General features: G+C 47.6%; 32 protein-coding genes and 1 pseudogene. 17 read left to right on the forward strand and 16 right to left on the reverse strand.

Annotated elements, in window-relative coordinates; translation table 11 throughout:
* Nucleotides 1-62 precede the first annotated feature (62 nt).
* Nucleotides 63-698 carry a recombinase family protein gene (locus ACSIPU_RS27700; protein ID WP_103849417.1) on the forward strand — a complete coding sequence of 212 codons (636 nt, stop codon included), beginning with the start codon at nucleotides 63-65 and terminating at the stop codon, nucleotides 696-698.
* Between the two features lie 939 nt (nucleotides 699-1,637).
* On the opposite strand, the gene ACSIPU_RS27705 is transcribed toward ACSIPU_RS27700, so the two are convergent.
* The 15 genes from ACSIPU_RS27705 to ACSIPU_RS27775 all read right to left on the reverse strand — a co-directional run bounded on the left by ACSIPU_RS27705 (nucleotide 1,638) and on the right by ACSIPU_RS27775 (nucleotide 14,350).
* Nucleotides 1,638-2,324, reverse strand: coding sequence for a TraX family protein (locus ACSIPU_RS27705; protein WP_053065212.1), 687 nt, complete (start codon nucleotides 2,322-2,324; stop codon nucleotides 1,638-1,640).
* A gap of 16 nt (nucleotides 2,325-2,340) precedes the next feature.
* On the reverse strand, nucleotides 2,341-3,111 hold the full coding sequence (locus ACSIPU_RS27710; RefSeq protein ID WP_048207671.1) for a conjugal transfer protein: 771 nt from the start codon (nucleotides 3,109-3,111) through the stop codon (nucleotides 2,341-2,343).
* Between the two features lie 15 nt (nucleotides 3,112-3,126).
* The gene (locus ACSIPU_RS27715; protein WP_032310194.1) at nucleotides 3,127-3,432 is read right to left on the reverse strand and encodes a lipoprotein; all 306 of its coding nucleotides are present in this window, start codon (nucleotides 3,430-3,432) and stop codon (nucleotides 3,127-3,129) included.
* A gap of 10 nt (nucleotides 3,433-3,442) precedes the next feature.
* Nucleotides 3,443-5,002 (reverse strand): P-type conjugative transfer protein TrbL, encoded by a 1,560-nt coding sequence (gene trbL / locus ACSIPU_RS27720; RefSeq protein WP_059327623.1) that lies wholly within the window; start codon nucleotides 5,000-5,002, stop codon nucleotides 3,443-3,445.
* 4 nt (nucleotides 5,003-5,006) lie between these two features.
* Complete coding sequence (gene trbK / locus ACSIPU_RS27725) at nucleotides 5,007-5,180, reverse strand: entry exclusion lipoprotein TrbK (protein WP_024252956.1); 174 nt, start codon at nucleotides 5,178-5,180, stop codon at nucleotides 5,007-5,009.
* 12 nt (nucleotides 5,181-5,192) lie between these two features.
* Nucleotides 5,193-5,963 carry a P-type conjugative transfer protein TrbJ gene (gene trbJ, locus ACSIPU_RS27730; protein ID WP_046960647.1) on the reverse strand — a complete coding sequence of 257 codons (771 nt, stop codon included), beginning with the start codon at nucleotides 5,961-5,963 and terminating at the stop codon, nucleotides 5,193-5,195.
* Nucleotides 5,964-5,975: 12 nt separating this feature from the next.
* On the reverse strand, nucleotides 5,976-7,370 hold the full coding sequence (locus ACSIPU_RS27735; protein ID WP_103849418.1) for a TrbI/VirB10 family protein: 1,395 nt from the start codon (nucleotides 7,368-7,370) through the stop codon (nucleotides 5,976-5,978).
* A 3-nt stretch (nucleotides 7,371-7,373) separates the two neighbouring features.
* The gene (locus ACSIPU_RS27740) at nucleotides 7,374-7,826 is read right to left on the reverse strand and encodes a conjugal transfer protein TrbH (RefSeq protein ID WP_032194780.1); all 453 of its coding nucleotides are present in this window, start codon (nucleotides 7,824-7,826) and stop codon (nucleotides 7,374-7,376) included.
* A gap of 2 nt (nucleotides 7,827-7,828) precedes the next feature.
* The gene (gene trbG, locus ACSIPU_RS27745) at nucleotides 7,829-8,719 is read right to left on the reverse strand and encodes a P-type conjugative transfer protein TrbG (protein WP_003019641.1); all 891 of its coding nucleotides are present in this window, start codon (nucleotides 8,717-8,719) and stop codon (nucleotides 7,829-7,831) included.
* Between the two features lie 15 nt (nucleotides 8,720-8,734).
* On the reverse strand, nucleotides 8,735-9,442 hold the full coding sequence (locus ACSIPU_RS27750; protein ID WP_046960648.1) for a VirB8/TrbF family protein: 708 nt from the start codon (nucleotides 9,440-9,442) through the stop codon (nucleotides 8,735-8,737).
* The gene (locus ACSIPU_RS27755) at nucleotides 9,439-11,982 is read right to left on the reverse strand and encodes a VirB4 family type IV secretion/conjugal transfer ATPase (protein WP_046960649.1); all 2,544 of its coding nucleotides are present in this window, start codon (nucleotides 11,980-11,982) and stop codon (nucleotides 9,439-9,441) included. Before ACSIPU_RS27755 ends, ACSIPU_RS27750 begins: the two co-directional genes overlap by 4 nt.
* On the reverse strand, nucleotides 11,979-12,305 hold the full coding sequence (locus ACSIPU_RS27760) for a conjugal transfer protein TrbD (protein ID WP_003019648.1): 327 nt from the start codon (nucleotides 12,303-12,305) through the stop codon (nucleotides 11,979-11,981). Before ACSIPU_RS27760 ends, ACSIPU_RS27755 begins: the two co-directional genes overlap by 4 nt.
* 2 nt (nucleotides 12,306-12,307) lie before the next feature.
* Entirely contained in the window at nucleotides 12,308-12,691 is a 384-nt protein-coding gene (locus ACSIPU_RS27765) for a TrbC/VirB2 family protein (protein ID WP_003019650.1), read from the reverse strand.
* A 113-nt stretch (nucleotides 12,692-12,804) separates the two neighbouring features.
* Nucleotides 12,805-13,761, reverse strand: coding sequence for a P-type conjugative transfer ATPase TrbB (gene trbB / locus ACSIPU_RS27770; RefSeq protein WP_032932562.1), 957 nt, complete (start codon nucleotides 13,759-13,761; stop codon nucleotides 12,805-12,807).
* Between the two features lie 184 nt (nucleotides 13,762-13,945).
* Nucleotides 13,946-14,350 (reverse strand): transcriptional regulator, encoded by a 405-nt coding sequence (locus ACSIPU_RS27775; RefSeq protein ID WP_048207662.1) that lies wholly within the window; start codon nucleotides 14,348-14,350, stop codon nucleotides 13,946-13,948.
* A 105-nt stretch (nucleotides 14,351-14,455) separates the two neighbouring features.
* Here ACSIPU_RS27775 and ACSIPU_RS27780 point away from each other — a divergent pair, with 105 nt between their 5' ends.
* Both ACSIPU_RS27780 and trfA read left to right on the forward strand, forming a co-directional pair.
* A complete protein-coding gene (locus tag ACSIPU_RS27780) occupies nucleotides 14,456-14,602 on the forward strand; it encodes a single-stranded DNA-binding protein (RefSeq protein ID WP_048207679.1) in 147 nt (48 codons plus the stop codon).
* A gap of 137 nt (nucleotides 14,603-14,739) precedes the next feature.
* A complete protein-coding gene (gene trfA, locus ACSIPU_RS27785; RefSeq protein ID WP_048207660.1) occupies nucleotides 14,740-15,618 on the forward strand; it encodes a plasmid replication initiator TrfA in 879 nt (292 codons plus the stop codon).
* Between the two features lie 1,087 nt (nucleotides 15,619-16,705).
* Here the strand turns inward: trfA and ACSIPU_RS27790 are convergent.
* Nucleotides 16,706-17,053, reverse strand: coding sequence for a hypothetical protein (locus ACSIPU_RS27790; protein ID WP_058914894.1), 348 nt, complete (start codon nucleotides 17,051-17,053; stop codon nucleotides 16,706-16,708).
* Nucleotides 17,054-17,066: 13 nt separating this feature from the next.
* On the opposite strand from ACSIPU_RS27790, the pseudogene ACSIPU_RS27795 reads away from it, so the two are divergent.
* From ACSIPU_RS27795 to ACSIPU_RS27860, 14 genes and pseudogenes are all read left to right on the forward strand, one after another.
* A pseudogene (locus tag ACSIPU_RS27795) lies at nucleotides 17,067-17,390 on the forward strand (transposase); the annotation flags it as partial.
* A gap of 249 nt (nucleotides 17,391-17,639) precedes the next feature.
* A complete protein-coding gene (locus tag ACSIPU_RS27800; protein ID WP_032277257.1) occupies nucleotides 17,640-18,515 on the forward strand; it encodes an extended-spectrum class A beta-lactamase CTX-M-27 in 876 nt (291 codons plus the stop codon).
* A gap of 34 nt (nucleotides 18,516-18,549) precedes the next feature.
* The gene (locus ACSIPU_RS27805) at nucleotides 18,550-19,518 is read left to right on the forward strand and encodes an IS5-like element IS903B family transposase (protein WP_013362812.1); all 969 of its coding nucleotides are present in this window, start codon (nucleotides 18,550-18,552) and stop codon (nucleotides 19,516-19,518) included.
* Between the two features lie 125 nt (nucleotides 19,519-19,643).
* Nucleotides 19,644-19,856 (forward strand): hypothetical protein, encoded by a 213-nt coding sequence (locus ACSIPU_RS27810; protein WP_223307920.1) that lies wholly within the window; start codon nucleotides 19,644-19,646, stop codon nucleotides 19,854-19,856.
* A gap of 460 nt (nucleotides 19,857-20,316) precedes the next feature.
* Nucleotides 20,317-20,514, forward strand: a complete 198-nt coding sequence (locus ACSIPU_RS27815) for a DUF905 family protein (RefSeq protein WP_048207659.1) — start codon at nucleotides 20,317-20,319, stop codon at nucleotides 20,512-20,514.
* A 181-nt stretch (nucleotides 20,515-20,695) separates the two neighbouring features.
* On the forward strand, nucleotides 20,696-21,163 hold the full coding sequence (locus ACSIPU_RS27820) for an antirestriction protein (RefSeq protein WP_071443966.1): 468 nt from the start codon (nucleotides 20,696-20,698) through the stop codon (nucleotides 21,161-21,163).
* 47 nt (nucleotides 21,164-21,210) lie between these two features.
* A complete protein-coding gene (locus tag ACSIPU_RS27825) occupies nucleotides 21,211-22,329 on the forward strand; it encodes a protein klcB (protein ID WP_071443965.1) in 1,119 nt (372 codons plus the stop codon).
* Nucleotides 22,330-22,590 carry a KorC protein gene (locus tag ACSIPU_RS27830; protein ID WP_003019685.1) on the forward strand — a complete coding sequence of 87 codons (261 nt, stop codon included), beginning with the start codon at nucleotides 22,330-22,332 and terminating at the stop codon, nucleotides 22,588-22,590.
* 99 nt (nucleotides 22,591-22,689) lie between these two features.
* Nucleotides 22,690-22,914, forward strand: a complete 225-nt coding sequence (locus tag ACSIPU_RS27835; RefSeq protein WP_003019687.1) for a DUF2688 domain-containing protein — start codon at nucleotides 22,690-22,692, stop codon at nucleotides 22,912-22,914.
* A gap of 38 nt (nucleotides 22,915-22,952) precedes the next feature.
* Entirely contained in the window at nucleotides 22,953-23,276 is a 324-nt protein-coding gene (gene kleE / locus ACSIPU_RS27840; RefSeq protein WP_048207653.1) for a KleE stable inheritance protein, read from the forward strand.
* A gap of 35 nt (nucleotides 23,277-23,311) precedes the next feature.
* A complete protein-coding gene (locus ACSIPU_RS27845; protein WP_100249813.1) occupies nucleotides 23,312-23,953 on the forward strand; it encodes a klaC in 642 nt (213 codons plus the stop codon).
* 148 nt (nucleotides 23,954-24,101) lie between these two features.
* On the forward strand, nucleotides 24,102-24,464 hold the full coding sequence (locus tag ACSIPU_RS27850) for a TrfB-related DNA-binding protein (protein WP_077249815.1): 363 nt from the start codon (nucleotides 24,102-24,104) through the stop codon (nucleotides 24,462-24,464).
* A 2-nt stretch (nucleotides 24,465-24,466) separates the two neighbouring features.
* On the forward strand, nucleotides 24,467-25,231 hold the full coding sequence (locus tag ACSIPU_RS27855) for a ParA family protein (protein ID WP_240217976.1): 765 nt from the start codon (nucleotides 24,467-24,469) through the stop codon (nucleotides 25,229-25,231).
* The gene (locus ACSIPU_RS27860) at nucleotides 25,231-26,244 is read left to right on the forward strand and encodes a transcriptional repressor gene korB (RefSeq protein ID WP_000162907.1); all 1,014 of its coding nucleotides are present in this window, start codon (nucleotides 25,231-25,233) and stop codon (nucleotides 26,242-26,244) included. Before ACSIPU_RS27855 ends, ACSIPU_RS27860 begins: the two co-directional genes overlap by 1 nt.
* Nucleotides 26,245-26,521: the final 277 nt, after the last annotated feature.

The following is a 26,521-nucleotide window of genomic DNA, read 5'->3' on the forward strand; positions in this document are numbered from 1 at the left end:
AAAGAAAGAAAAAAGTATTTTGATAAATGATTGTTTGATCGATTGCTGGGGTGGTTTATCACATGAAAATAGCACGAGTGTATTTGCGAGTTAGTACAGACGAACAGGATTTGACCCGGCAAAATGAAATTATAGAAAATGCCAGGAATAATGGATTCTATGTTGCCGGTATTTATAAAGAAAAGGCGTCCGGTGCAAGAGCTGATCGCCCGGAACTGCAGCGAATGATAAATGATCTGCAGCCAGACGAAGTAGTTATTGCAGAACATATAGATCGTATCAGTCGTTTACCGCTCGATAGTGCGCTGGCGTTAATAAACTCTATAAAAGAGCGGGGCGCGAAACTTGCCATTCCCGGAATTGTGGATCTTACCGAACTGGCTAACGCTCAATCCGGTGTTGCGAAGGTAGTTCTGGAATCTGTTCAGGATATGTTACTCAAAGTTGCCCTGCAGCTGGCAAGGGATGATTATGAAAACCGTCGCAAACGCCAGAAAGAGGGTATTGAACTGGCTAAACGGCAAGGCCGGTATCAGGGGCGAACTGCAGATCTACGGCTTCATAAACGCATCATTGAGTATCGTTCAAGGAAGACAAGTATTGCGGAAACAGCGAAACTTTGTGGATGTAGCGTCAGCCTTGTAAAATCTGTATGGGCTAAATTTAAAAAAGAAGGAATAAATCACAATGCGAAATAAGGTTAATTTATTATTCATCGCGGTTATAGCTATACTGTTTTATTCCTTTTCATCAACACGAGAAATTTTGATTTTCTTGAAGGTAAAGCATTTGCAGATAAAGTAGCCGCTGTCCGAGCTGCAACCACGCGAAAGAAATGAAATCAAAAGCGGTTTTACGCCAGCAAGAAATAGAGGTGTCAATTTAGAGAGACTATTTGGACAGGTAAAGGGATATAAAAAATCAATTGGAGCAGAAACCTTGATTTGGAGATAATTGTTTTGTCGGAAACGGCATCCCTTCCTTAGAAAGGTCTTATCGATGAGCACCGAACTTATCCAGAACCTCCCTCAGATCATCCTCGCTCTTGCCACCCTTATAACGGCTGTCGCCAGACTCGTGAAAGAGATTAAGAAGAAATAAATTTAGCCCCTTTCCAGGGGCTTTTTTAATGTTATCGATGTACTGTCCCCAGCTGGTCGTGTGCGTGTCATACCGGCCCGGAGTTTGCCCGCTGCGCATGTACTGTCCCCAGCTGGTCGTGTGCGTGTCATACCGGCCCGGAGTTTGCCCGCTGCGCATGTACTGTCCCGGCTGGCCGTGTACGTGTCATACCGGCCCGGAGTTCGCCCGCTGCGCATGTACTGTCCCGGCTGGCCGTGTGCGTGTCATACCGGCCCGGAGTTCGCCCGCTGCGCATGTACTGTCCCGGCTGGCCGTGTGCGTGTCATACCGGCCCGGAGTTCGCCCGCTGCGCATGTACTGTCCCCGGCTGGCCGTGTGCGTGTCATACCGGCCCGGAGTTCGCCCGCTGCGCATGTAATGTCCCTGCTGCCAGTCGGGCTTTTTTGCATCTTCTATCAGCATCACTATGCCGGTGTTAAAATGGCTCGCCCGGACAGGGCCGGGTTCCCATCATCCAGGGGGGGATTTGTTAATCCCCAGCTGTCCGGGCGTTCTCAGGTGAAAAACAGATAGCCCTTTGTAGCAAGGTAAAGCTGTAAAGCCAGAATCAGATAAAGGTGTGTGGGATAGAAGACGTAAAAAAACCATTTTAGCCGGGGGAGATTAAAACGGATATTCCCGATAATTGCAATTAACGGTATAGACAGTAGTGCATAAAAATTATGGTTAATAACAGTAAGTAGTACGCAACTGACAAATGCAAGGAGAATAAATACTCCCCTTCCCTTCTTATAATATAGCCAGATACATACACCCATAGCCACCGCAGGCCACCAAAATTCAACTATTGCGCCATAGCCAGCAAAAACTAATAAAGCAAAGAGAAGATGTCTACGTTCGCCTAATTCAATGAGGTAACAAATGATGGTGACGGCCTGCAAGGTAAAAAGGATATTAAGCGGCCACCAACCATCAATTACACCACCCAGCATTATGTATGCAGGTGTCGCCAGAAGGCCAAATATCATCAGGCGCTGACAGACTTTTGAATATACGCTATAGGTGTATGAATCTGGTCTGGCAAGGTTATACGCCAGAACAAAGCAAAAAAGAGGCATCACAACACGTCCGGCATTATATAAAATGGGGATTGTGTCATTTAATAAATATTTATTAATATGGTCGCCAATCATTAAGATTAAAGCGACCCACTTAATGAGTTCTACATTTTTGAAAGGCATGTTTTAGCCGCTAAAATCAACGTAGTTTGATATTTCCATATACTGCAGCCAGTGCATCCGCTGCAGCCTTGTTATAACGACCAGGTAGTTGCTGTGCGGGCTGCTGGTAGTCAGCCTTTGCGACGCTTTTAACCGGAATTTGTTTTACAGAAGCGGCAAAACCAATAAGTTGATCCGGCGTAGATGGTGTTGCTGCTGTCCCGTCATTCTTTGGCGGTTCTGTAGCGTGTGTGTCGCTTTGTGCAAGGTCAGTAACCTGCGCAATGCTTTTCCCCGCCCTTTCTTCTGGCGTAACCCCTGCAGCCGCCAGTTGCGGCTGTGGAGTCGTTCCGGCAGGCTTTGTCGCATCAAACGTATTAAAGCGTGCTTCAATCCATGTCTGCCATTTAGCTGCTTTTCTTATCAGGTCAGCACGATAGACCTCGTTAAATTGAGGCGTTTTTGAATGATAATTTGCAGCTTTTGTCCAGATGTCGCCTTTATCATTTTTGATATGGCCGCGTATACGCCACGCAGCCAAATCATATGAATAACAGCCAGGCTGTGCTACGTCCTCTGCTGTAATGCCGTATTTTTCCAGATCTTTTAAATAAATCGTATTGAACTGCATACGGCCCACATCATATGTGCCATTTGAGTTGCGATTTTTATTCTCAAGTCCGGTACTACCACCCTCTTTTTCAGCTACGGCTAACATAATGTTAGCCGGAACCTGATATTTTATCGCTGCAGTAATTGAGCAAACTACACGTTCAACCTGAGCCGGTGGCATATCTAAATACGGCATATTATTCTCCTTTGATCACAGCCCGCGAAGACGGCCAAACTTGTTATTAATTTTTTCAACCACATCACTTCCAGCGGATGAGCACTTATCCAGCTGTTTTTTACGCTTGCGCGAAGTATGATCCGGCAGGAAAGAACCGTGTTTTTTCTCGATGATATTGAAATAGTCACCAACCGGCCCTGAACACCCGCTTGCGACATTTCCGGTTGTCATCACACCATACAGGCATAAGACCTGTTCGCATGGATCTGCGGCTTTAGCCGGGGCTGTCATAGCAACAGAACTTGCAGCTAGAACCAGAACGGAAAGTATTGCTTTCATAACGAACCCCTTAGAAGTTTTGTTTGTTTTTGAACTGTTCATATTCATCACTGCCTTGTGGAGCCTGTGACTTTCCAGAACCATTGTCTGTATCTGGCTGACTTCCACTCAGGCCGTCACCACTAAACTGATTTGTGCTGGCGTTATCGTTACTGGCGAAAGCACCCTGCATAGCCGTGTCATCTGAAACCATCGGGCCAGACTGACGAGCAGCTGTTTGCGCACGGATTTGGGAAGCAAGCTGACCACCTGCAGTTTGTGCAATGGTGTCTTTTGCCGCGCTGATTTTTGAGTCATGCTTGGCCGTATTGCGTGCAGCCATGCCCTCTGCCAAGCTACTCGCCATGTGAGAAGCCATACGGCCAGCTCGTGAGAATGAAGAAGCAAACCCCTGGCTTCCTCCGCTGGCGCTACCTGAACTGCTCCCTGCAGACGAACCACCGGAACCGCCAGATGGTTGGCCCCCAGAAGTATCTACAGAACCGGTATCTTCCCCGCCGCCAAATCCTCCACCGGAACCTGAACCGCTTTTACCGCCAGAACCTGATTCTTCGGCCATGGCTGCTTGTGCTGATTCAAACGCCGCTTTGAGTGCTGATGCGCCCCCAGCTGCATTTGCGGCACCCGCTGCCGCTGCAGCGCCAGCAGTTGCTATTGCGGCTCCTGCTGCAGCTGCAGCCCCAATAATTGCACCGGCACCAAAGCCACCAATGCCTTGCATTGACGCGCCTCCTACAATACTGCCAACCATAGGAGGAACTTTATTAACAAGAACCAAAAGAACAATTGAGGCTACAAGCATTACAAACATAGATTTCATTTGTACTGCGTCAGCGCCCATCGCTTGGTAATACTGGTCTATGAAGGATTTTCCAATACCAACGATTAGAACCATTGTGAACAGCTGCAGGGCAATTCCTAAAACTGTTTTGAAGAATGTAATGGCAATATCGGAAGTCCAACGAGCACCGCCAAAACCGAGTAAGAAAATACCGCCGTAACTTAAAATCCAACCAGTAATCAGTAGGAGAAGCATATTTACACCGACAAGTGCTAATACGCATAGAATAACTCCGGCTAAAATCAAGCCGACAGTTGAGTCAGCTGGGGACCAAATAGATGATTGGTCTACGACTCTCGATACAATATCAAACCCTATATCTACTATGCCCGAAGGCGAGAATGATTTTGATAAACCAGAAGCATTAGCCGCGAGTTGTCGTAATGAATCCTGAATATCAACCGATATTGCCGGGCCGTTTTTTAGCAGATAGAAGAAAAAACCTAACACAGCAAAAAAACGAACTACTTCTGCAAGAGCAGCCGATAATCCTTCGCCCTGCATTGCCATCATTGCGAATGTCCATACCATCGAAATTACCGCTAATGACCAAAATATCCAGGTCGCGTAATTTTGTATGGTGCCAGCCCAAGTGCTGGCAACATTTGCAAAGCGGTTAAGGATATCATCAAGCAACCCAGCACTATCTAATGGTGCAGCCTGTGCCTGTGTGCTGATTAATATCAGCAACACAGATAAGCAAGGATAAATTAGATGCCTGAATTTCATTCTGTCACCATTTCTTTTCGGGGCTTTTTGTAAACTCGCCAGATTTACCGCACTGGTTTTTTTCCTGGTCAGTCATCTTTGATACTGACTTACTGCAATCAATCTGGCTGGGTTCGGTTTTTTGATCGCAAGCTGTGATAAAGAACGCCGACAGAATGAGTGGAATGATATATTTCATAGGAGTATCACCTTACCAAGATTGAGCGGGGCTTTTGGTATAAGTCCCAGCCCTGAATGTTTCTGATGCAGCTGCTTGCTGGGCCTCTTTATCGGCCTGAGCCTGTGCCAGTGTTGCTGCAGCGTTTTGTTGAGCTACCAGGAGCGAGCGGATTTGCAGCAGCTGGTTCGTTTGAGCACTGGCAAGCTGGTTAGCTGCCTGAATAGCTTCCATTTGCCCTTGCGCGCCGGTTGCCTGAGTCTGCAAATCTGCCAGGTTATCAGCATCGCTTTGCAATGTTTCCTGCTGTTCGTCGAGAGCCTTAAACACAGCGTCGTTGGCCTTTTTACGTGCCTCAGAGCTGTTCTGTTCAGCTTTACGCAGTGCGCTGATTTCATCCGCAGTACATTCAACATTACTGTTAAAGCACGGTGATGAGCGGTAGTAATTCACGTCCTGATAGCGTTTCAGATATGAATCAAGACTCCCTGCCTGATTTTTGTAGTAATTAAGAGTGTCCTGCGCCTGCAACAATTTGTTGATGGTTGAATTGGCCTGATCCCAGATATAGGCCGCAGGTGCGACTGTATTTTTGAGCATATTTTCATACTGCTGCAGCTGCGTCTGGTACTGCTGGATCTGTTTTGCCACAGCCTGAACGTTATTGACTGCGCTGATCGTGGTTTGCACCACATTAGTACCATCGATGACAGGGATACCGGCTTGCGCCGGTAATGCCATGATTGACGCCACGAAGGAAGCCAGTAACGCTTTTTTAGCGGCTAAAACGAAACGTGTACTCATCGTCTTGTCCTCTTAGTAATCAAATGCCTGATAAGGTTTTGTGAATGCCAGGTCTTTAGTGACCATGATATTGAAGCGATAACCCGGACGAATTTCGAGCGTAGGCGCGATATTCAGGTTTTTCTGTACAACCTGCGCAATGGCCTGACCGAATACCTGACCCAGCGCTGCACTCATTTCACTGCTCATGTTCGGAGCCTGATTCGAGTTGTTATTGTTCTGGTCGCGATCCTGAGAGTAAGCAATTGTCGCGGTGATACCTGACAGCAGCAGAGCGTTACCAAAGATACGGAAGTAATGGTTATTAACCTGATCACGGAAACCAGAATAACCCGCCATATCTGCGCCCGGCATGGAGCCTAAATCAAGAGCTTTTCCGTCCGGGAATACCAGACGCTGCCAGGCAATCATGACCCTTTCCTGACCATAGGCAACATCGCTTGAATATGTACCTATCACGCGAGTACCGTGAGGGATAAGAAGGTATTTGCCTGTTGCCGAGTCATAAACGTCCTGAGCAACCTGACCAACAATCTGCCCTGGAAGATCAGAGTTAATACCGCTAATCATGACGCCAGGAATGACCCAGCCCGCACGAAGTTCATACTGGCTGTGTGGTGCCGAAACTTTTTCATCCAGTAACCATCTGTCACCCTGCCCTTTCTTACCGAACTGGTTGATGTCATTTCGGGAAACGGAAGTACCACCCACTGATGCCAGCTGCATACCAGTATCGCTGCCGCTATCTGCGCCGCCATTCATAGAGGCCCGGATTCTCTGAACCTGAGCGTCATAACTTGCAGTAGCATCGCCAGCATTGTTCTGTTCCATCTGACGGCGAACGTTAGCGATTTCCTGCAGCATTTCATCGCGGGTTTGCGGTGTATTGCCTGCAGTGGTTGAACGCCCAAGCTGGTTAGGCAGGCTCACTTCCGTTTTAGCTTTTACGGCCTCAACAAAATCACGCATTTTATTGCGACGAATCTGGTCTGCTTCTGGATCATTCTGCCGTGGTGATTCCGACCGTTGCGGTACGGGCGGCTGATCTGGATCAGCCACCGGTGCAACGGGAACCGCTGTATAATCTGTGCTCGGTTTGGTTTTATCATCCTGTTTCGGAATCTCTGGCGGTGTTGCCGGTGCTTCAATAAGCCCGGAACTACCACCTCCCATAACATCCATTGCCATTGCTGAGGTATCGCGGCTGCTGCCGCGTTGAACAGTCGTTTCTGCCGTATCAGACGCGCCCTGGTTGGCACGTTTATTCGCGACGTATGCAACGACAAGGCAGAATGCAGCCACACAGCCTATAGCAATGTACATAGGTCTTTTGTTAACGCGGCGTACACCGGTTTTGTTAGCAACGCCCGGAGAAGCGTCGGGGGACATTTTATCTTGGTCAGCCATCCTTTATTCCTCACGAGTCCATGGGCCTGCCGGGTATGCTTTGCCGTCTGTTGCCAGAGCGAAACCACGGCTTAACGTGACGCCACCAACATACGTTGTGACCTGGTACAGGTTAGGCGCGACGGTGTTCACGACATAACCAAGAGTGGTCCCTGAATTTGCCAGGGCGCTCTGAGGCTTACCGTCTTTCGTGAACTCAATAACGGCATAACCCCGCGACCGAAGACGTTGAACAAGTGCCGAACCGAACTGATCTTTGGCAGGTTGTTTCATCGTGAACGTAGTACGTCCCGGAGGATACAGCGCTGCCAGATGCGCAACGGTGTTATCTGCCATGCTCGTAGAGGCGAACATATTGGCATTCGAATAGTTGCCATAACCGGAAGAGACACAGCCAGTCATTAACAGGCTTGCGGCCAGCACCATAGCAGAGGTTAATTTCATTGCTGCTTTCATTATTAGCCCCTTGTGATAGTCACTTTTTCCTGGCTCGAACCGACGCCAATTACCAGATATGCCTTGTCAAACAGGCCATCGACAATCGTTCTGTCTCCCTGGGTACGCAGGTTTACCTGCTGCGTTTCGTCTTTAGAGAACAGCCCGCCTTCTTTACGCACAACCAGAAGGATTGGGGTTTCGCCAGAAGAAATCGTTTTAGGGAACTGGATAATGGTTTTGACGCCATCGTTATATACACGTACCGGTTTCCAGCCAGCAGAACCGCTGATTTTGTAGTTGAAATCCAGATTCCCCAGGTATTCACCAGTTTGAGGAATTGTGTTGTCACGCAGCTGCTTGGCTTCACGCGTCCGAATGGCATCCCATTTAGCCTGCGCGTCTTCCGGGTAGGTAAAAGACACATACGGCATAAATTTGGTGCGGCTGGTTTTAACACGCATACGATATGTGCGGCGGTCAGTCGTCACGACCAAAGAGGTATCAAGGCCCACATCCAGAGGCTTGATGATCAGATGCAGCTGCTGCGCTGCACCAGAACCAGTGATTGAAGGAGATACCGTTACGCGTGGATCACCAACGTCAATATTGTTGACGTTCTCTCCTGGCTGCAAAGCGACATCGCACAGCTGCAGTACGGCACAGACAATCTGCGTCTGGCCCGTTGTATACACGTAACTGATTGCACCGTCTGGCCCTGCAAATGGCTTACTGGTTACGCTGCCAGCACCGGTCTGCCATTTCTGACCTATTCCAATGGCTGCTCGCTCCTGTGGTGTGAGCGATGGCTCATTGTTAGAGAAATATTGGTCGGCCAGCGGATCACTACCGGGAGCCGCATTAGCCAGAAGCGGTAAGCTCAAAATTAACGCTGAGATAATTGACTTTTTCATGTTTCGGCCCCGAATTTACAGTTGTTTTGACCAGTTGAAATCTTTAATGAAAATACGATGTGGGTTCATCACATCATTGTTTTCGTTAATTTTTGCGTTCAGATTAGTGTTCTGATAAACGTTGACCAGTGCTCGCATTCGGACCGGTGGATTTTTTAACGTACCGTCGCGGTTACGTGTTGTCTCAATCCAGTCAACCTGCCAGGTATCTGGCGTTTGCTGCAGAACGGAAATCAGCTCAGTGCTGACCATTTCCGTTTTTGCACGGGTGAAAGGATTACGTTCTTTCGAACCATTCAGGTATTCATTCGCTTTTGTTGTGGCGGGATCATCCGGGAACAAAAACGCGTAGGTGCGCAATACGGACTTACGCTGTAGTTCACCATCTGGCGTAACCGTTCTGATGTGATCGATAAAGTTCCATACAGCGGTGCGGTAGTCGTCGATCTTCGCTGGCGGCAAACGGTCTGCCCGTGTCAGGCTGACGTAGTTACCTGCCTTGTCCTGTTCATAAACCATCGGGACAATTTTCGACTGGCTCCCGATGTAAGTAATTCCCCCCACAGCGGCCAGACCGATAAGCAGACCCGCTACACCAATGAAAATACCCAGCGCCCCGAACTGCTGCACATGGCCCATGTGGATATTCCATGAACGACGTGCATTGAGATACGGATTAGGGCTATCAGGCTGAGGGGTTTTTTTACCGTTAAAAAGTTTCATGCAGCGACCTCATACTCATAATCATTTAAGTCCAGACCCTTAGTGCGTAGCCATTCATCAACCCAGCCATCACCGTATGTTTCGGACAGTTGTTTAACTGCAGCGATTGAATCGGGATCAGTAGCTCCCGCAAATGCCAGCGCAAGTGGCCCCAGCGCGAGCTGATACAGGCGGCGGCCTTCTTCGGATACGTAGTAGTAATCGCGTTTTGGTACGGCAGACGCGATAATTTCAATCTGACGGCGATTAAGCCCCATATTGATATACAGAGGCATGGCTTCTTCCTGCAGGGCGTGGCTGTTTGGCAGGAAGATTCGGCAGGCAGTTGACTCAATAATGACATCGAGAATGCCAGAGTTGGCCGCATCACTAAGCTGCTGAGTTGCCATAAGAACAGAGCAGTTTTTCTTAGCCATGGATTTAAGCCAGTCGCGGATTTTGCCCCTGAATTCTGGATGACCCAGCATGAGCCAGGCCTCATCGAGGATGATGAGTGTAGGACTACCATCCAGCGATTCTTCAATGCGACGGAAGAGATAGAGCAGCACCGGCAGCGCGTATTTCTGATCCATGTTCATGAGATGTTCAATCTCGAACGTCATGAAGTCAGAAATATCAAGACCATCTTCTTCTGCATCGAGCAGATGACCCATGTTGCCATCAATGGTGTATTGTTTGAGTGCCTCACGAATGACATTGTTCTGAACCGTAACCGTAAATTCAGACAGGGTTTTGGAGTGAGTCTCAGACATACTCTTAATGGCGTCAGCAATAGCATTTCGCATAGGAGCATCAACTTTGACCCCGTTCAGGATCAGAATGGCTTCAATCCATTCCATCGCCCATGTGCGGCGTGTAGGAGTATCCAGTCGTGATAAAGGTGCAAACGCCAGCTGGTTATCATCACCGGCAATCGTGAAATGCTTCCCGCCTACGGCCTTGCAGGTAGCAAACATCGACAGACCTTTATCGAAAGTGAAAATGCGCGAGTTAGCGTAACGACGCCACTGCATAGCGGTTAACGCCAGATGGGTAGATTTACCTGCACGGGTTGGCCCGAACATGAAGGCGTGGCCGAGGTCACGAACATGCAGATTAAGTCTGAATGGCGTATTCCCTGACGTGACACAGTGTGTCAATGGTGGTGCGCCTACTTCGAACATCGGGCTTGGGGCTTTATTTTCGCCCGGCCAGATTGTACTGGTTGGCATCAGATCGGCAAGGTTAAGGGTATTTACCAGCGGTCGCCGCACGTTTTCAACGCCATGGCCCGGTAAGGAACCAAAGTAGGCATCCACCGTGTTCACGGTTTCAATTCGCGCGGCGAAGCCGGTATTGTTAACAGCCTTGCGCATAAACTCAGCGGCATCTTCGACCTTCTGGCGGTCCTCATTCATCAGGACAATGACACTGGTGATATAACCCTGACTGACCAAACCGGAATTAGTCTCTGCAATAGCAGAAGATGCATCGTTGACCATAGACAATGCGTCTTCATCAACGTAGCCGTTATTGGTATTGAACAGCTGAGACATAAAACCGCGTACTTTCTGTTTCCACTTCCTGCGGAATGCCGTCAGCTTTGAAATGGCTTCGTGAGAATCGAGGAAAATAAAGCGCGTGGACCAGCGGTATTCACATGGCTGTTCGGCCAGCTTAGTGAGAATGCCCGGATAAGATTCAGAGGGGTAGCCTTCAATCGCCACAACCTGAATGAAGTTCTTCCCGATACGTGGCGTGATGCCAGGAATAAACTCCTGACCACCAATGAGGCTATCCAGATAAATAGGGTTGTTTGGCAGACGTATAGGATGTTGCAGCCCCGTAATGCAATACTGCAGGTATTCCAGCTGCTGATCCATCGTTGCGACGGAGCCGTCTTCCAGTTCGACTTTCACGCCGTTCAGTCGCTCAATTGAAACTGCCTGTGAAAGGTTCGCCTGAATTATGCTGATTTCATGCTTAAATTTTTCAATGAGATTCAGCGTAGCGTCTTTATCAGTGGAGGCTTCGCGGTCGTCATCAAACATCAGTTCCGTAAATTTGCTTTCTGCCAGCGCTGGCGGGAACCAGGTGAAGGTAACGATAAAGCACCCTTCATACAGTTGCCCCAGCTTTTCAAACAGACGGCGGCGTTCTTCATCCACGGCAGCGGAAACACGATCAGGAAAGTGTGAAGCGTTTCGGTCACTGTATGACGGAGCCGGGGTACGCATTGCATCAACGTGCATCATCCAGCCGTTGCCGAGTCTGCCAATCGCTTTATTAATGCGAAATGAGACAAGCTCTCTTTCCTGGTCGGTCGCGCTCGCGTTGTCTGCACCTTTAAAAAAGAATGACGCCATAAAAGAACCGTTCTTACATACAATCACGCCATCATCAACAACAGCGGCGTAATTCAGCATGTCGGCTAAGGCTTCATCCTTCGAGCGATGTTTTTTAAGGTGATATTCCTTCACCATACGCTGATAGTAAGCCAGCATCATGCCAAGCAAGATCAGCCCTATCAGCGCAACTAAGACAGGAATTGCGGTATTCATTTTTTCACCCTTTCATAACGTTTGCCTTGGGTTCCTGTATTTTTGCGGAACGGCGTAGCGCGGGGCGCATAATACGGCTGGCTGTATTTGAGGCTACGCAAATAAACTTGGCGTAACATCGGATCTGATTTAGCCATTTTCCTTAACAGGAAAAGTGCTCCTGCCCAAATCACGATGCCTACACCGGCAGCGATCCAGTCTTGTGATGTAAAGATAAGGACCGCTGCCAGCAGGATTGAAAACATAACCAATTCACGGTCCCCGCCCATGAAGAGGTTCGTTCTTGAAGCCGCCCTACGAATGGGGATCGTGCGTAATGCCATGGTTATGCCACTCCCCCTGTTTTAGAGCTGGTCAGCATTGCTGCCAGTTCTGCACCCTGCCCGGTGATTGCAGACAACGTGTTTTGAGCCGCAACCAGGAAGCTAAGAACAAGAACGATGAAAATCAGGGTACGAAGGAACCCGTTCATATCACCGCCGAAGATCAACATCGCGCCTGCACCGACCAGGCCGATAATGGAAGCGGTATATGCAAATGGTCCTGTAACAGAAGTACGGATGTTGGTCATCCAGTCATCGAACGGCAGGCCACCGCCAGATGTGTTTGACGCCAGAGCAGGTTCAGCTGCCATGAAAAACAGCATCGCGCCCAAAAATGCAATAAAGGCGTGTTTGCTGAGGTTGAAGTGGGAAAGACCTGTTTTCATTAAATAACCCCTTACTAAGGTTGTTCTGGAACGATTTGAATAAGGTTGAGCTTTATGGCCTGCCCGTTGGCCTGAGTTTCGTTGCTGTGTGTGGTAGATATGTCCTCCATTTTTTAAGCTGCAATGAGCTGGGAAATATATTCCCCGTTTTCATAACCCTGAATCTCGCGGATTTCTTTAATCCGGCGACCCTCAGTAGTTTTAGAAATCTGGACGATCACGTTGACCGCTTCGCCGATTACCGGCTCAATTTCTCGCGGAGCAAACGGGTTACGTGAGATCAGTGAACGCAGACGCGTGAGAGCAGAAAGCGTGTTGTTGGCGTGAAGTGAGGCCGCGCCGCCCTCATGCCCGGTGTTCCAGGCGTCAAGCATATCGAGGGCTTCCGGGCCGCGTGTTTCACCTACGAAAATACGGTCAGGTCGCATACGCAGGATCAGACGAAGAATGTCTGTCATGGTGACGTCAACAGTGGTGTGATACTGAACAAAATTTTGCGCGGCGCACTGCAGTTCGCCCGTATCTTCGATAATGCAGATACGCTCGTCTGGAAACTGACGAACTATTTCAGCAATGATGGCGTTTAACAGCGTTGTTTTCCCTGAACCAGTACCACCAATAACCAGAATATTTTTATGCGCGGCAATTGCGCGACAAATAAAATCAGCCTGCGCCCTGGTCATTACGCCTTTATCTACATATTCATCCAGAAGGAAAATGCGTGAGGCTTTCTTACGAATAGCAAAGGTTGGACCGGCAACCAGTGGCGGCAGCTGACCCGCAAAACGGGAACCATCAATAGGGAGTTCACATTCAAGAAATGGCGATTTGTGATCGATAATCTTTTTGTGAAAGCCCGCGATAGTTTGAAGAATGGTTTTTGAACGTTGTACAGGCACTGTTCCCATGCAGAACATAGGCTGACCGAATTTCTCACGCCACAGCTTGCCATCCGGGTTGAGCATGATTTCCAGCGTTTCAGGATCTTCCAACGCTTCCATCAAACTTGGCCCCATGTCCCTTTTGAGCTTTTCTATCGCTCTTAAATCAACGGAATCTACAGCGTCCATAATTCCTCTTTTTCTTTACATAGCTTTTACAATTGAAATTACGGCAAACGATATACCGAAACAAACTTGCAAGCAAGAGTTAATCCAGCATTAAAGAGAAATTATTGGTAGTTCGAAGACGGGGAAAGGGGATGTTTTTTAGCGGCTAAAATCTGCATCCCTGCAGAACCATCCTTTTCTGGCGTTAACTGTCTTTCTTTTCCTGCATTTTTTCCAGCATTGCCTTTGCTTCCTGCCCTAACTTCTGGCGAGCCTGATCACTCCACATACGTACCCGAAAGGCTTGCTGTTCGGAAAGTATGACGGACACTCTTACATAGCCAGGGGGAAGGCTCTTAACAGGTTTTCCATTAGCCATCAGCATAAGGCTGTGTTCATCAAGATCAGTTGTTTCAAGGAGAACAGGAAGGGCTACATCGAGGGCATTAGCAATGGATTCCATCACCCTTAAAGATGGGTTCGCTTTTCCATTTGTTAGGTCCGACAAAAAAGAGATTGAAACCCCGGCTTTTTGGGAAAGCTCCTGCTTTGTCATACCTCTTTCTTCAAGCAGTCTGAGGATGTTAGTAAAAAAAATTAGGTTGTACACGATACGCTTACGCCTCAATGTAAATTTTAGCGGCTAAAATGTTGACCGAATCAAATTGTTTAGCTAAACTCTATATTCCCTAGTCACAGAGATAGAGATCTGCATATAAAAAATCTTAAGCGTTTTCAGTTTATCGGAAATCTAACAAAAGACACAGAGTTACGGTATACAGCAAAAAGCACACCGATCGCAATTTTCGATATAGCGGTTAACGGGAGCTATAAAGAACAGGAAAGCGGTGAAGTCAAGTAATATACCGACTTTTTCCGTATCAAGGTATGGGGTAAGGCTGCAGAAAACGCTGCAAAGTTCCCTATGGCAACATAGTATAGAATGAAGGCCCGCTATGGGCCTTTTCTCAATTCGCAGATAAAGCGGCTGAGGCTTTTATGACAGATAACAAAACACATTCAGAACTCGATAAGCTGAAAGAGGCTGCACTGGCCCAGCGTAAAAAAACTATCGACGAAAAGAATACACAAAAGCAGCTGACGCTTTTCGATATTGCTCCATGGCCTGATTCCATGCGAGCACTACCTAACGACTATGCGCGCTCTGCGCTCTTTACTGTTAAAAATAAGCGTCAGCCCCGCGAAGCTCTGCAAAAAAAAGAAATTTATCATATCAATAAGGACGTGCGTATCACGTATACCGGACTTGAGCTAAGGGCCGATGATGACGAGTTGGTATGGCAGCAAGTTCTAGAGTACGCCAAAAGGAAACCCATGGGAGAACCCATTACTTTCACTTTTTATGAACTCTGTCAGGATTTAGGATGGTCTTACAATGGGCGTTACATCAGTAAAGCTGAGGAGTGTCTTACCCGGCTGCAGGCAACGGCCATGCAGTTCATTTCTGATCGCGTCGGGCAATTGGAGTCGGTTTCTCTAATCGGACGATTTCGCGTTATTGAGCGCGGTACAAGGTCATCGCGCTGTGAAGTGATGATTGATAAGGAAATGGTTTTACTCTTTGCCGGGGACCATTATTCGAAATTTGTTTGGGAAAAATATCGCAAGCTCTCCCCCACCGCTCGCCGCTTGTTTGATTACTTTGGTTCCCACCGCGAACCCTACCCTATGAAACTGGATACCTTCAAGCTGATGTGCGGTTCTGATTCAGATCGCATTAAAAAGTGGCGCGAACAGGTCAATAAAGCCTGCGTTGAACTTAAAGAAAGCGGCCTCATTCACAGTGCCTGGGTAGATAAAGATCGTATCTACTGTAAGCGAAGCACTGACGAGCCTAAATCAGATGGCGACACTTGAGGGGCAACATTACGACACTTGAGGGGCGAGTTATTACCGCCCTTTTTTTTTGCCGTAAGTTTAGCTACCAAAAAAAAAATGTTTAGCTGTACATAGCTTAATCACGTTCTCAAATCATCCCCCGTTTCTGTGGATAACCTTGTTTATAAACCGGTAAAGATATGACATTTGAGGGGCGGAATTACGACATTTGAGGGGCGTCATGGTGACATATGAGGGGCGATTTCATGACACTTGAGGGGCTACTTTATGACATATGAGGGGCGATTTCATGACACTTGAGGGGCTACTTTATGACATATGAGGGGCGCATGTGGATATTTTTCCACTTAATAATCATTGTCTTAATTGAGTTTTGCACACCCCTCTAACCAGATCTTTAACCAATCTTTTAACCGATCCTTTAACCACTTTTAACCAAAAAAATTAACCTTATTTTTAACCGCGTCTAACGACGCCCCCGAAGGGGGGAACCCCCCTTCTCAATCCCTCCCGGCCGCAAGCGGCCTCCCATCCCCCCAGGGGCAAGCCCCTCGACCGCAAGCGGTCTTCACCCCAAAATGACTCACTCGCTTCGCGAGCTTAGGCCGCTTCGCTCTGCCAGAGATAAATCTCTGGCGCAACCGCACTAACCAATGTACAAAACATCTGGCCCTTAAAGGTTTTCTGCTCCGGGCCTTAACAAGGCCCAAAGCAGAAACCTTAACGGATGATGTAACTACATAATAACCCACTCGCTTCGCGAGCTTAGGCCGCTTCGCTCTCGGCAAAGTACCTTTGCCGGACATAGATACTCGCTAGAGATACCAGGTAAACTTCGAAATTCTGAACCGCTATAAGACAGCAAGGGTTTACGCCAGAAAGAAGGGCTTTAAAGGGATCGTCTTAGGATCGTTATGGGGGAACCGCAGAATTCGGAAAAAATCGTACGCTAAGCTAACGGTGTTCTCGTGACAGCTCTTTGACTAGGCTTTCTAAGGCCATTCTGATAGCCCTGACTTCCTGAAAAGCCATGGCTAAAATTTGTGCGGCTAAAAGGGATAACCGATGGTAAAGTAAGTTATCCCTGTCGAGATACTGAAAAGCGTTATCCTCGTTTTTCCCAAAACTGTTTTGCCAGTTCGCTCAGAGCGCTAGTTAACTGAGCGACAGATTTCGCACTTTGCAAATTATTCTGCCCGGTCTGTACATTGGTATCAGCAGCATCGCGTATATTGATAATACTGCGGTTTATGTCTTCACTTACTGCTCCCTGCTGCTCGACCGCAGTCGCTATTTGCGCGTTCATGTCGGTAATTTCGTTAACGCGTTGGCCAATTCCATCAAGAGCTGTAGCTGCTTCCTCTGCGTGAGCTACACTCGTGTGCGCTTGCCGACTACTTTGCTCCATGACTGTAACAGCGGATTGCGCTCGCTCTTGTAGAGCGCTGATCATGCTTTGAATATCCGAAGTAGTTATATACTATGAAAAGCGTGGTAATGCTGAAAACTATATCAAAGAAGCCAAATACGACATGGCGGTGGGTCATCTCTTGCTAAAGTCATTTTGGGCGAATGAAGCCGTGTTTCAAATGATGATGCTTTCATATAACCTATTTTTGTTGTTCAAGTTTGATTCCTTGGACTCTTCAGAATACAGACAGCAAATAAAGACCTTTCGTTTGAAGTATGTATTTCTTGCAGCAAAAATAATCAAAACCGCAAGATATGTAATCATGAAGTTGTCGGAAAACTATCCGTACAAGGGAGTGTATGAAAAATGTCTGGTATAATAAGAATATCATCAATAAAATTGAGTGTTGCTCTGTGGATAACTTGCAGAGTTTATTAAGTATCATTGCAGCAAAGATGAAATCAATGATTTATCAAAAATGATTGAAAGGTGGTTGTAAATAATGTTACAATGTGTGAGAAGCAGTCTAAATTCTTCGTGAAATAGTGATTTTTGAAGCTAATAAAAAACACACGTGGAATTTAGGGAATACTGATGTAACACGGATTGACCGTATTGGGAGTTTGAGATGGTGACAAAGAGAGTGCAACGGATGATGTTCGCGGCGGCGGCGTGCATTCCGCTGCTGCTGGGCAGCGCGCCGCTTTATGCGCAGACGAGTGCGGTGCAGCAAAAGCTGGCGGCGCTGGAGAAAAGCAGCGGAGGGCGGCTGGGCGTCGCGCTCATCGATACCGCAGATAATACGCAGGTGCTTTATCGCGGTGATGAACGCTTTCCAATGTGCAGTACCAGTAAAGTTATGGCGGCCGCGGCGGTGCTTAAGCAGAGTGAAACGCAAAAGCAGCTGCTTAATCAGCCTGTCGAGATCAAGCCTGCCGATCTGGTTAACTACAATCCGATTGCCGAAAAACACGTCAACGGCACAATGACGCTGGCAGAACTGAGCGCGGCCGCGTTGCAGTACAGCGACAATACCGCCATGAACAAATTGATTGCCCAGCTCGGTGGCCCGGGAGGCGTGACGGCTTTTGCCCGCGCGATCGGCGATGAGACGTTTCGTCTGGATCGCACTGAACCTACGCTGAATACCGCCATTCCCGGCGACCCGAGAGACACCACCACGCCGCGGGCGATGGCGCAGACGTTGCGTCAGCTTACGCTGGGTCATGCGCTGGGCGAAACCCAGCGGGCGCAGTTGGTGACGTGGCTCAAAGGCAATACGACCGGCGCAGCCAGCATTCGGGCCGGCTTACCGACGTCGTGGACTGTGGGTGATAAGACCGGCAGCGGCGGCTACGGCACCACCAATGATATTGCGGTGATCTGGCCGCAGGGTCGTGCGCCGCTGGTTCTGGTGACCTATTTTACCCAGCCGCAACAGAACGCAGAGAGCCGCCGCGATGTGCTGGCTTCAGCGGCGAGAATCATCGCCGAAGGGCTGTAACTGGTTTTGTTGAATAAATCGAACTTTTGCTGAGTTGAAGGATCAGATCACGTATCTTCCCGACAACGCAGACCGTTCCGTGGCAAAGCAAAAGTTCAAAATCACCAACTGGCCCACCTACAATAAAGCCCTCATCAACCGTGGCTCCATAACTTTCTGGCTGGATGATGAAGCTATTCAGGCCTGGTATGAGTCAGCAACACCTTCTTCACGAGGCAGACCTCAGCGCTATTCTGACCTTGCCATCACGACTGTGCTGGTCATTAAACGCGTATTCAGGCTGACCCTGCGCGCTGCGCAGGGCTTTATTGATTCCATTTTTTCTCTGATGAACGTTCCGCTACGCTGCCCGGATTACAGCTGTGTCAGCAGGCGGGCAAAGTCGGTTAATATCAGTTTCAAAACGCCCACCCGGGGTGAAATCGCACACCTGGTAATTGATTCCACCGGGCTGAAGGTCTTCGGTGAAGGCGAGTGGAAAGTCAAAAAGCATGGCCAGGAACGCCGTCGTATATGGCGTAAGCTGCATCTGGCAGTTGACAGTAAAACACATGAAATCATCTGCGCTGACCTGTCGCTGAACAACGTTACGGACTCAGAGGCCTTCCCCGGGTTAATCCGGCAAACCCACCGGAAAATCAGGTCAGCCGCCGCCGATGGAGCTTACGATACCCGGCTCTGTCACGATGAACTGCGGCGTAAGAAAATCAGCGCGCTTATCCCGCCCCGAAAAGGTGCGGGTTACTGGCCCGGTGAATATGCAGACCGTAACCGTGCAGTGGCTAATCAGCGAATGACCGGGAGTAATGCGCGGTGGAAATGGACAACAGATTACAACCGTCGCTCGATAGCGGAAACGGCGATGTACCGGGTAAAACAGCTGTTCGGGGGTTCACTGACGCTGCGTGACTACGATGGTCAGGTTGCGGAGGCTATGGCCCTGGTACGAGCGCTGAACAAAATGACGAAAGCAGGTATGCCTGAAAGCGTGCGTATTGCCTGAAAACACAACCCGCTACGGGGGAGACTTACCCGAAATCTGATTTATTCAACAAAGCCTGCCGAAGGTGGTAACGAGTATGATGGTTCGAAGTGTTGGGTTGTTTTGGAAAATAAGAAGGAACTTATATGAATGATAATGCGCATTTTGAAACGGTATTTACGACATTTCCGTTACTTCACTTTGGAATGATTGTTGCCGCTTTGTCGTATATAATTTTTGCGGTAATGATGAATTTCATCAAGCGTAGTCAATTTATAAAGAAAGTTTTAGATGGTAAGTATGATCTACCTGGAAATGATGATAATGAAGAAGAGGTCTGGAAGAAGGACCATTTTTAAGTTTTATAAAATGGGACAGAAAACGCTGCATTATCCAGTCAATAGTATCTGCCGTTTTCTTTGTTTTGATTATTGCATCATTTATTTATTATCTGCTTGAGGTGGGGACAAAAAAGGATTTATATTTGTTTGTGTTTACCTTTTCATTACTTGCAAGTTTTCACAATTTAATAAAGTCAATTCACGCAATGATTGACGCCAAGAAAATGAATAAAGATCTCAAAGAGAATATAAGTGCTGATTTGTTTAATTCACACTTCACAAAATTTATTAAAGCAGAAGGTATTTATTTATACTGTTCTCTATTTTTTGATATTGCATGTATCATTGTTATTGGGTGGTTGCTGTATTCAGAATTTGTCGGGAAATAGAATAAAACACTTCACATTATAGGACAAAATGTCCTATAATGTTTGTGAAGGCCGGGTAAGTCACTCAGGTCAATTACCGGAGAACTCCGATGAAAGATGTACTTAAGAACCTCCCTCCCCTTGTCGATACTGTAACTGTTAAGGTTGCTAACGTTACTAAGTACGATGATCACCAGGTAGAAATTCGCGAGGCTGATACCAATCTTCTTATCTGGCGCGCATGGGATTTTGAACCGGACTTTGAATATAATTTTAAGCAGCAGCTGCAGCGCTTCATTAAAAAATGATTTGCAAACTGGCCCGCATAGCGGGCCTTCTTAAATTTATTCAGCTCTTAGATAAAAAGGAAATATGATGACAAATAAAATTTTCTCAACAGTTTATTAAGTGTTGAGGTATAGGACAAAATGTCCTATACTGTTTGTGAAGGCCGGGTAAATCACTCAGGTCAACTACCGGAGAACTCCGATGAATAATGAAGTTATCGTTACTGCTCGTAAACTTACAGATTATGAAGAACGCCTGATGTTTATGCCGAAATTCTTCGGCCAATACTGGCTTTTGGTGGAAAACCACACTTATAAGTGGATGCGTAAATTAAGTTCTGAAAATAAAAGCCAATATTTAAGTAGTGCGCTGGATAAAATTGAAGCCCATTACGATGGTGGTGAGTGGGATTTTTATGAACTTTCAAATGGTGGTTATTTTATGGCACCAAACAGCCGTGAACATTACCGTATTTCTGTCCAGGGTAATTACTTTGACGGTTTGTTAAGCGCAGAAGCTGCAGGTATGGTGGCAACCAGTTTTGTGCTGGCCCAGCTTGCTAATTCTAATCTGCCATTTTCAGAAAGATGCAGTGCTTATTATCATCAGCTGTTTGATTACGCCAGCGGGCATCAAGAATATGCGCAGTTCCGTGCGGCCATCGATTAAGTGAGTCTTTATCCCCTGCTCTGCAGGGGATTTTTCAGGGGTTTAATATGTCCAAACATTATCCTGGCGATGACTCTCGCGATCAGCAAATGGAAGCCATTGCGCAGCAGCTGCCGGACGACCATCGAATTCTGGACGCGGCGTACTCTGCGCTAATTGATTTGAATAAAGCCTGTATGACCGGTGATCTGCAACAGCGTCATGATGCTGTGTACCGGTTTGAAGCCTGTATCTGGAAAATGAACGGTAAAACCTTCTTTGGGTGTAATGCCGGTGAACATGAAGCGGCTCATGTTATCAGTGAATATTGCCGTGCTGATGACGGTAGCGTTCCTATGTGGGGCCAGCACGGTGATTTTATCATCGAAAGTTTCAGTGGTATGCGAGCAAGGGTTAAGGTCGAAGCCGGATGTATGATGGGGTATCTTTCCACCTCGTTTCATGCCGTTGATTTAGGCGCACCCTTTGTATCCGAAACAGGGTATCGTTCGCATTTTGTTAGGCTTTCAGAAGTCAGACCTGGAGAAACCGTTGATGCACATGTATCCCGCGTATTTCAAAGCCTGATTGACGCCAGAAAGAAACCTGCTTTTATCGCTGCTGATTCCCGTGACAGGCTGGCATCTGAGCCTTTGCCTGATTGGTTAAAATCCCTTTCGCCTCCCCCTGACAGAACGCCTCTAACGCTCCCTGACGGCTTTGTTAGGGTTGAGGCGTTATTACCCGCCTCTAAAGCATTTATCGCCCGTAAATGGGCTGTAGCAGCCCAGGAACGCATTACAGCGGTTATGCAGAGAGAACGGGAGGCTGAAAGAGAAGCTATGAGGGCCGAAAGCGAACGGCGCAAGCAGCTGGCAAAGGAACGTCCCAAAGAATACAAAGATAGGATGATTACCGTTGAGCGCTACAAGGAATTTTACGTTGGTGCTCGATGTGAAATCGTGAGTGTGCATCATCCGGTGTTTGCTAAAAATATTGGCACTATTGTAAAAATCGTTACGATATACGATTCAGGATGCGTGGAGGCGCATGAAGATAAGCCTATACGTTATCGAATCAACCGTCGCGGAACTCAGGTAGTGGATTTTGACCCTACTTGCGTTCGTACTTTTTACAATGTTGATCAACTGAAATTACTGGAAGACAACAAAACAGGTGAATCGTGAATGCAAACTAAACCCTACCCTGTCTCAATCAGGTCAGAATGTTTTTTACCCTTTGGTGCGGGATGGGTTTGTCCGACGCCAGAAGAAATTCGTACTTTGATGCAGATAGCAGAGCTAACAGGAAGCAAAGCAGCCACACTGACCGGACTGAAAGACAGTCGAACCGTCAGGCGCTGGATTGGGGGAGATACCCCCATTCCTTTTTCGGCCTGGGCTATCCTGGTTGAATATGCCGGATTGGGTAAAATCTGGAAGGTGTGAAAAGAATTTTAGCCGCTAAAATTGCAGGATAGGACAAAATGTCCTATAATGTTTGTGAAGGCCGGGTAAAGCACTCAGGTCAGCAGCCGGAGAATTCCGATGAAAAATACACTTATCCATACTCACTGCAAGCGTTGCGGCTGCAGTCTCACCATGCTTAAACATAGCGTTTTTGGTGCAAATTCATTAAAGGCTGAATTAGGTCAAATTTGTGCTGAATGTCTTACGCCAGAAGAAAATCAACGTATCAGTAAAGAAATCATGGAGCTTGCTGTTCGGCGCGTATGCCAGCCAACATTAACGCTTCATCGCAGAGGACACTAGCTAACCGGTTCAGTGTCTGAATCCAGCAGGAGGCCAGTATGACCAATGTCGTTAAATTTCCTCGTCAAGAGGACAGTAAACAGCAGCAGGGCCAGCCGGTCGAGAATGCTGCCGGTCAAACATCAGGGAGCGCCATGCGTAATATCATTCATGGAGTCATTGGTGCGGTGTACATGGTGCTGGTCATTCTATGGATTCCTGTTCGCTTCCTGCTGATCGCGAACGTTGTCATTCAGTTTTTCAAAATGATGTTTAAATGGAGTGATGGCCCGTTTGCTGCAGCCTGGCCGTTTGTGATCAGTTTCTTTGTACTGGCAGCCCTGACTTACATTATGGCTACATGGAAGCCCAAAGCGCCGTAATACTAATCAGCTGTCATTTATGCTGGGGACACAAAATGATTTATGCAGGTGTTTTGAAGTCGTTTGTGGGAGCTATCAGCGTCGGCTTTTTGATTTGGCTTATCATTGTAATTTTTAAGGTGTTTGACGGGGAAGGTGTAACGACCGTTCTTCCTCTATTGGGAATCCTTCCCGTCATCTTCGGAGCCAAGATGATGTTGAGTACGTTAACTGAAACGCCAGAAGATGATTCCTTTTCGCCGACAGAAGTAGTCAGGCAGCTTATCAAGGATGATAAGCCAGCAGAGCTTGTTACCTATCTTGAAAAAATCAGCGGCCAGACTCCAGAAACCGCCAAGTTACTTGATTACGTCAAAGCGCAGGCCGGTATCAAGGAAAACAAATCCGATATCGATCTGGTCAGGAAGGTTGTAGCCGACTATCAACGTAATCCAGCTGAGCCTGTCCCTGCTGATGTCAGATACGGGCTTGAAATGACTGCTTTTAAGGAAACAATCACGCCACCGGCTACCCGTTATGCGCAGGGAAAACTGAAAAAGGCACGTATCTTTACCTCTGTTTCATCTGCAGGATTTTCGATTAGTGGGATTCTTGTTCTCCTCGGAGGTATGTTATTCCTGTGGGGGGCGCAGATGAAAAAACGAGTAACTTTCATCAAAGATGTTGCACTGAAATAACCCGGCTTTCCGGGTTTTTTCGTTATATCCATTAAAAAATAGATTTTAGCGGCTAAAATGATTGACCTGAAAACACAGTTTAGCTAAACTGTGTTTGCGGTGTCATTGAGGCGTCCAGTCAAAGACGTTGATTTTGGAAGTAAATTTTATGACGACTGTTAATAGTAATGACCTGCACGTTGCCAAAACTGGCGATGAAAAAAGTGAAAAAAGTGAAAAAAAACGCCTGACTAATGAGGTATTTGCAAGAGTTACCCGAAGCCTGAATGTTGGTAAGCAAACGCTTGATATCGCTTATGGCGTACTGGTTGAAGGGAGGCCGCAGAAATATTTTGTTGAAACGCTGGATATTTCTCGCGGGGCTGTTTCTCAGGCAGTTAACAGAGTGTGGGATGCCTATAAACAAGAAGTACCTGACGGCTTTGTGCGTATTGAAGTAGTGTTACCGGAGCGGCAGGCTTTCATTGTTAAAAAGTGGGCTGACGAGGCAAAACGTAAACAGGAAGAATAGCGATGGCTATGAAAGTATTGGTTACAGCAAATCAAAAAGGTGGTGTTGGCAAGACTTCCACCCTGGTTCATCTGGCATTTGATTTTTCAGAACGAGGCAAGCGGGTTGCTGTAATCGATATGGATACCCAGGGCAACGCCTCTTTTACCCTGAAACAGTTCTCGTCCGGCATTAAAGCGAATGAAATGTGGGGCGAGATCGAGCCAACTCGCTTTACCCAAATTCCTGAGAGCGGAATTTCTCTCATTGAGTCAGATATTCAGCTGGCAAACGTAGAAAAATTAAATCTGCCCGAAATGGTGAAGCAGTTCCGCCATAACCTGCAGCAGCTGGCCGACAGTGGCTTTGACGTCTGCCTGATTGATACTGCGCCTACGGTTAACAATGCGCTTATCGTTGCGCTGGCGAGCGCTGATTTTGTGGTATGCCCTATTGAGCTTGAGGTGTACTCCATTCAGGGTATTAAAAAAATGCTGACCACCTTCACCCAGGTGAAACGCAAAATGAACAGCAAGCTGGAATTTATTGGTATGGTTCCAAGTAAGGTAGATGGCCGCAATCCTCGCCATGTAAACCACCTGCAGGAGCTGCAGACGGCCTACCCTACGTTAATGGTTCCTGTGTCTGTCGGGTTGCGAAGCAGCATTGCTGATGCACTGGCTTCACATGTCCCTGTCTGGAAAATCAAGAAGACAGCAGCACGTAAAGCCAGCCAGGAAATGAGAGCACTGGCCGATCATGTTTTTACTAAGATGGAGGTTGCATAATGACTAAAAAAAATTCTTCCGGCCTTGGCCTTGATACCGTTGGTGATCTATCCGACTTTCTTGATGCGTCTGCAGGTGCTGAGGGTAAACCACTGATGCTGGACGTTGACGCGATTGATCCCGATCCTGAACAGCCGCGTAAGCAGGACAACCCAGGATTCTCAGAGGAATCCATTAAGGAGCTGGCTGATACCATTAAAGCGCGTGGCGTGAAAATGCCTGTCTCCGTTCGTGAGAACCCGGAGCAAGCGGGGCGCTATATCATTAACCATGGAGAACGTCGCTGGCGAGCCAGTAAAGTGGCCGGGAAGAAACAAATTCCCGCTTTTATCGATAATGACTATAGCGACGATGATCAGGTCATTGAGAACATCCAGCGTAATGACCTGACGGCGCGTGAAATTGCCGTACACATTGGCCGCAAACTGGCTGAGGGAGTATCAAAATCTCAGATTGCTAAAAGGCTTGGCAAGTCGCCAGCGTTCGTAACCCAACACGCCGCGTTGCTGGACCTGCCGGATTGTATAGCAGATGCTTTTAATAAAGGCTCAATCCGTGATGTTACCGTAGTTAATGAGCTGGTAACGGCTTACAAGCAAGACCCGGAAGAAGTTCAAAAACTGCTTGAAGAGAACGAGGGTGAAGACATTACCCGTAGTGCGGTGAAAGTTTTCCGTGAGTTCCTGGACGAAAAAGAATCCAGCAAGCGTGATCCAGACACCATTGACGCCTTCAATGGCCGTACCGATTCGGAAGCCGCCGAGGATGATACGGACGGCCACGATGATAACGATGTGACCGATAAGGTCCGTAAGACGCCAGAAAAGGAAACCGATCCTGATAAATTCAAAAAGGCTATTGTTATCGTTGAGTACCTGGGGGAGCAGGGCCGCCTTATCCTGACCAAGCGGCCAAGTGAAGAAGGGCTTGCCTGGATTAAGTTTGATTCAACTGGTGTAGAAGAAGAGCTAAATCTCGAAAACGTGAAAATAATTTGCCTTATTGAAGGATAAAAGTATCAATTTCCGCTCAGAATCCCGCAGTCGCGGGATTTTTTTTTAAGTAATTTGCAGTATTGCATGATTTTAGCGGCTAAAATATTATAATATAGCTAAACAAAATTTAACCGGAGGGGCCATGTCAAACAGTTCAGTCAGGGCAAGAGGATTTGAAAAAGCTGAGGCCAGTCTGAGGCTGGAAGGTATGGACCCTAGCGGGGGGGGGGGGGGGGGGGGGGGGGGGGGGGGGGGGGGGGGGGGGGGGGGGGGGGGGGGGGGGGGGGGGGGGGGG

Source organism: Klebsiella sp. HN106, from assembly GCF_051209435.1.
GTDB classification, from domain to species: Bacteria; Pseudomonadota; Gammaproteobacteria; order Enterobacterales; family Enterobacteriaceae; genus Klebsiella; species Klebsiella oxytoca.

Bases quoted from the DNA above. Each gene is read 5' to 3' on its own strand.
- ACSIPU_RS27700 (WP_103849417.1), top strand. From the start codon at position 63: ATGAAAATAGCACGAGTGTATTTGCGAGTTAGTACAGACGAACAGGAT.
- ACSIPU_RS27705 (WP_053065212.1), bottom strand. From the start codon at position 2,324: ATGCCTTTCAAAAATGTAGAACTCATTAAGTGGGTCGCTTTAATCTTA.
- ACSIPU_RS27710 (WP_048207671.1), bottom strand. From the start codon at position 3,111: ATGCCGTATTTAGATATGCCACCGGCTCAGGTTGAACGTGTAGTTTGC.
- ACSIPU_RS27715 (WP_032310194.1), bottom strand. From the start codon at position 3,432: ATGAAAGCAATACTTTCCGTTCTGGTTCTAGCTGCAAGTTCTGTTGCT.
- trbL (WP_059327623.1), bottom strand. From the start codon at position 5,002: ATGAAATTCAGGCATCTAATTTATCCTTGCTTATCTGTGTTGCTGATA.
- trbK (WP_024252956.1), bottom strand. From the start codon at position 5,180: ATGAAATATATCATTCCACTCATTCTGTCGGCGTTCTTTATCACAGCT.
- trbJ (WP_046960647.1), bottom strand. From the start codon at position 5,963: ATGAGTACACGTTTCGTTTTAGCCGCTAAAAAAGCGTTACTGGCTTCC.
- ACSIPU_RS27735 (WP_103849418.1), bottom strand. From the start codon at position 7,370: ATGGCTGACCAAGATAAAATGTCCCCCGACGCTTCTCCGGGCGTTGCT.
- ACSIPU_RS27740 (WP_032194780.1), bottom strand. From the start codon at position 7,826: ATGAAAGCAGCAATGAAATTAACCTCTGCTATGGTGCTGGCCGCAAGC.
- trbG (WP_003019641.1), bottom strand. From the start codon at position 8,719: ATGAAAAAGTCAATTATCTCAGCGTTAATTTTGAGCTTACCGCTTCTG.
- ACSIPU_RS27750 (WP_046960648.1), bottom strand. From the start codon at position 9,442: ATGAAACTTTTTAACGGTAAAAAAACCCCTCAGCCTGATAGCCCTAAT.
- ACSIPU_RS27755 (WP_046960649.1), bottom strand. From the start codon at position 11,982: ATGAATACCGCAATTCCTGTCTTAGTTGCGCTGATAGGGCTGATCTTG.
- ACSIPU_RS27760 (WP_003019648.1), bottom strand. From the start codon at position 12,305: ATGGCATTACGCACGATCCCCATTCGTAGGGCGGCTTCAAGAACGAAC.
- ACSIPU_RS27765 (WP_003019650.1), bottom strand. From the start codon at position 12,691: ATGAAAACAGGTCTTTCCCACTTCAACCTCAGCAAACACGCCTTTATT.
- trbB (WP_032932562.1), bottom strand. From the start codon at position 13,761: ATGGACGCTGTAGATTCCGTTGATTTAAGAGCGATAGAAAAGCTCAAA.
- trfA (WP_048207660.1), top strand. From the start codon at position 14,740: ATGACAGATAACAAAACACATTCAGAACTCGATAAGCTGAAAGAGGCT.
- ACSIPU_RS27790 (WP_058914894.1), bottom strand. From the start codon at position 17,053: ATGATCAGCGCTCTACAAGAGCGAGCGCAATCCGCTGTTACAGTCATG.
- ACSIPU_RS27800 (WP_032277257.1), top strand. From the start codon at position 17,640: ATGGTGACAAAGAGAGTGCAACGGATGATGTTCGCGGCGGCGGCGTGC.
- ACSIPU_RS27810 (WP_223307920.1), top strand. From the start codon at position 19,644: ATGAATGATAATGCGCATTTTGAAACGGTATTTACGACATTTCCGTTA.
- ACSIPU_RS27815 (WP_048207659.1), top strand. From the start codon at position 20,317: ATGAAAGATGTACTTAAGAACCTCCCTCCCCTTGTCGATACTGTAACT.
- ACSIPU_RS27820 (WP_071443966.1), top strand. From the start codon at position 20,696: ATGAATAATGAAGTTATCGTTACTGCTCGTAAACTTACAGATTATGAA.
- ACSIPU_RS27825 (WP_071443965.1), top strand. From the start codon at position 21,211: ATGTCCAAACATTATCCTGGCGATGACTCTCGCGATCAGCAAATGGAA.
- ACSIPU_RS27830 (WP_003019685.1), top strand. From the start codon at position 22,330: ATGCAAACTAAACCCTACCCTGTCTCAATCAGGTCAGAATGTTTTTTA.
- ACSIPU_RS27835 (WP_003019687.1), top strand. From the start codon at position 22,690: ATGAAAAATACACTTATCCATACTCACTGCAAGCGTTGCGGCTGCAGT.
- kleE (WP_048207653.1), top strand. From the start codon at position 22,953: ATGACCAATGTCGTTAAATTTCCTCGTCAAGAGGACAGTAAACAGCAG.
- ACSIPU_RS27845 (WP_100249813.1), top strand. From the start codon at position 23,312: ATGATTTATGCAGGTGTTTTGAAGTCGTTTGTGGGAGCTATCAGCGTC.
- ACSIPU_RS27850 (WP_077249815.1), top strand. From the start codon at position 24,102: ATGACGACTGTTAATAGTAATGACCTGCACGTTGCCAAAACTGGCGAT.
- ACSIPU_RS27855 (WP_240217976.1), top strand. From the start codon at position 24,467: ATGGCTATGAAAGTATTGGTTACAGCAAATCAAAAAGGTGGTGTTGGC.
- ACSIPU_RS27860 (WP_000162907.1), top strand. From the start codon at position 25,231: ATGACTAAAAAAAATTCTTCCGGCCTTGGCCTTGATACCGTTGGTGAT.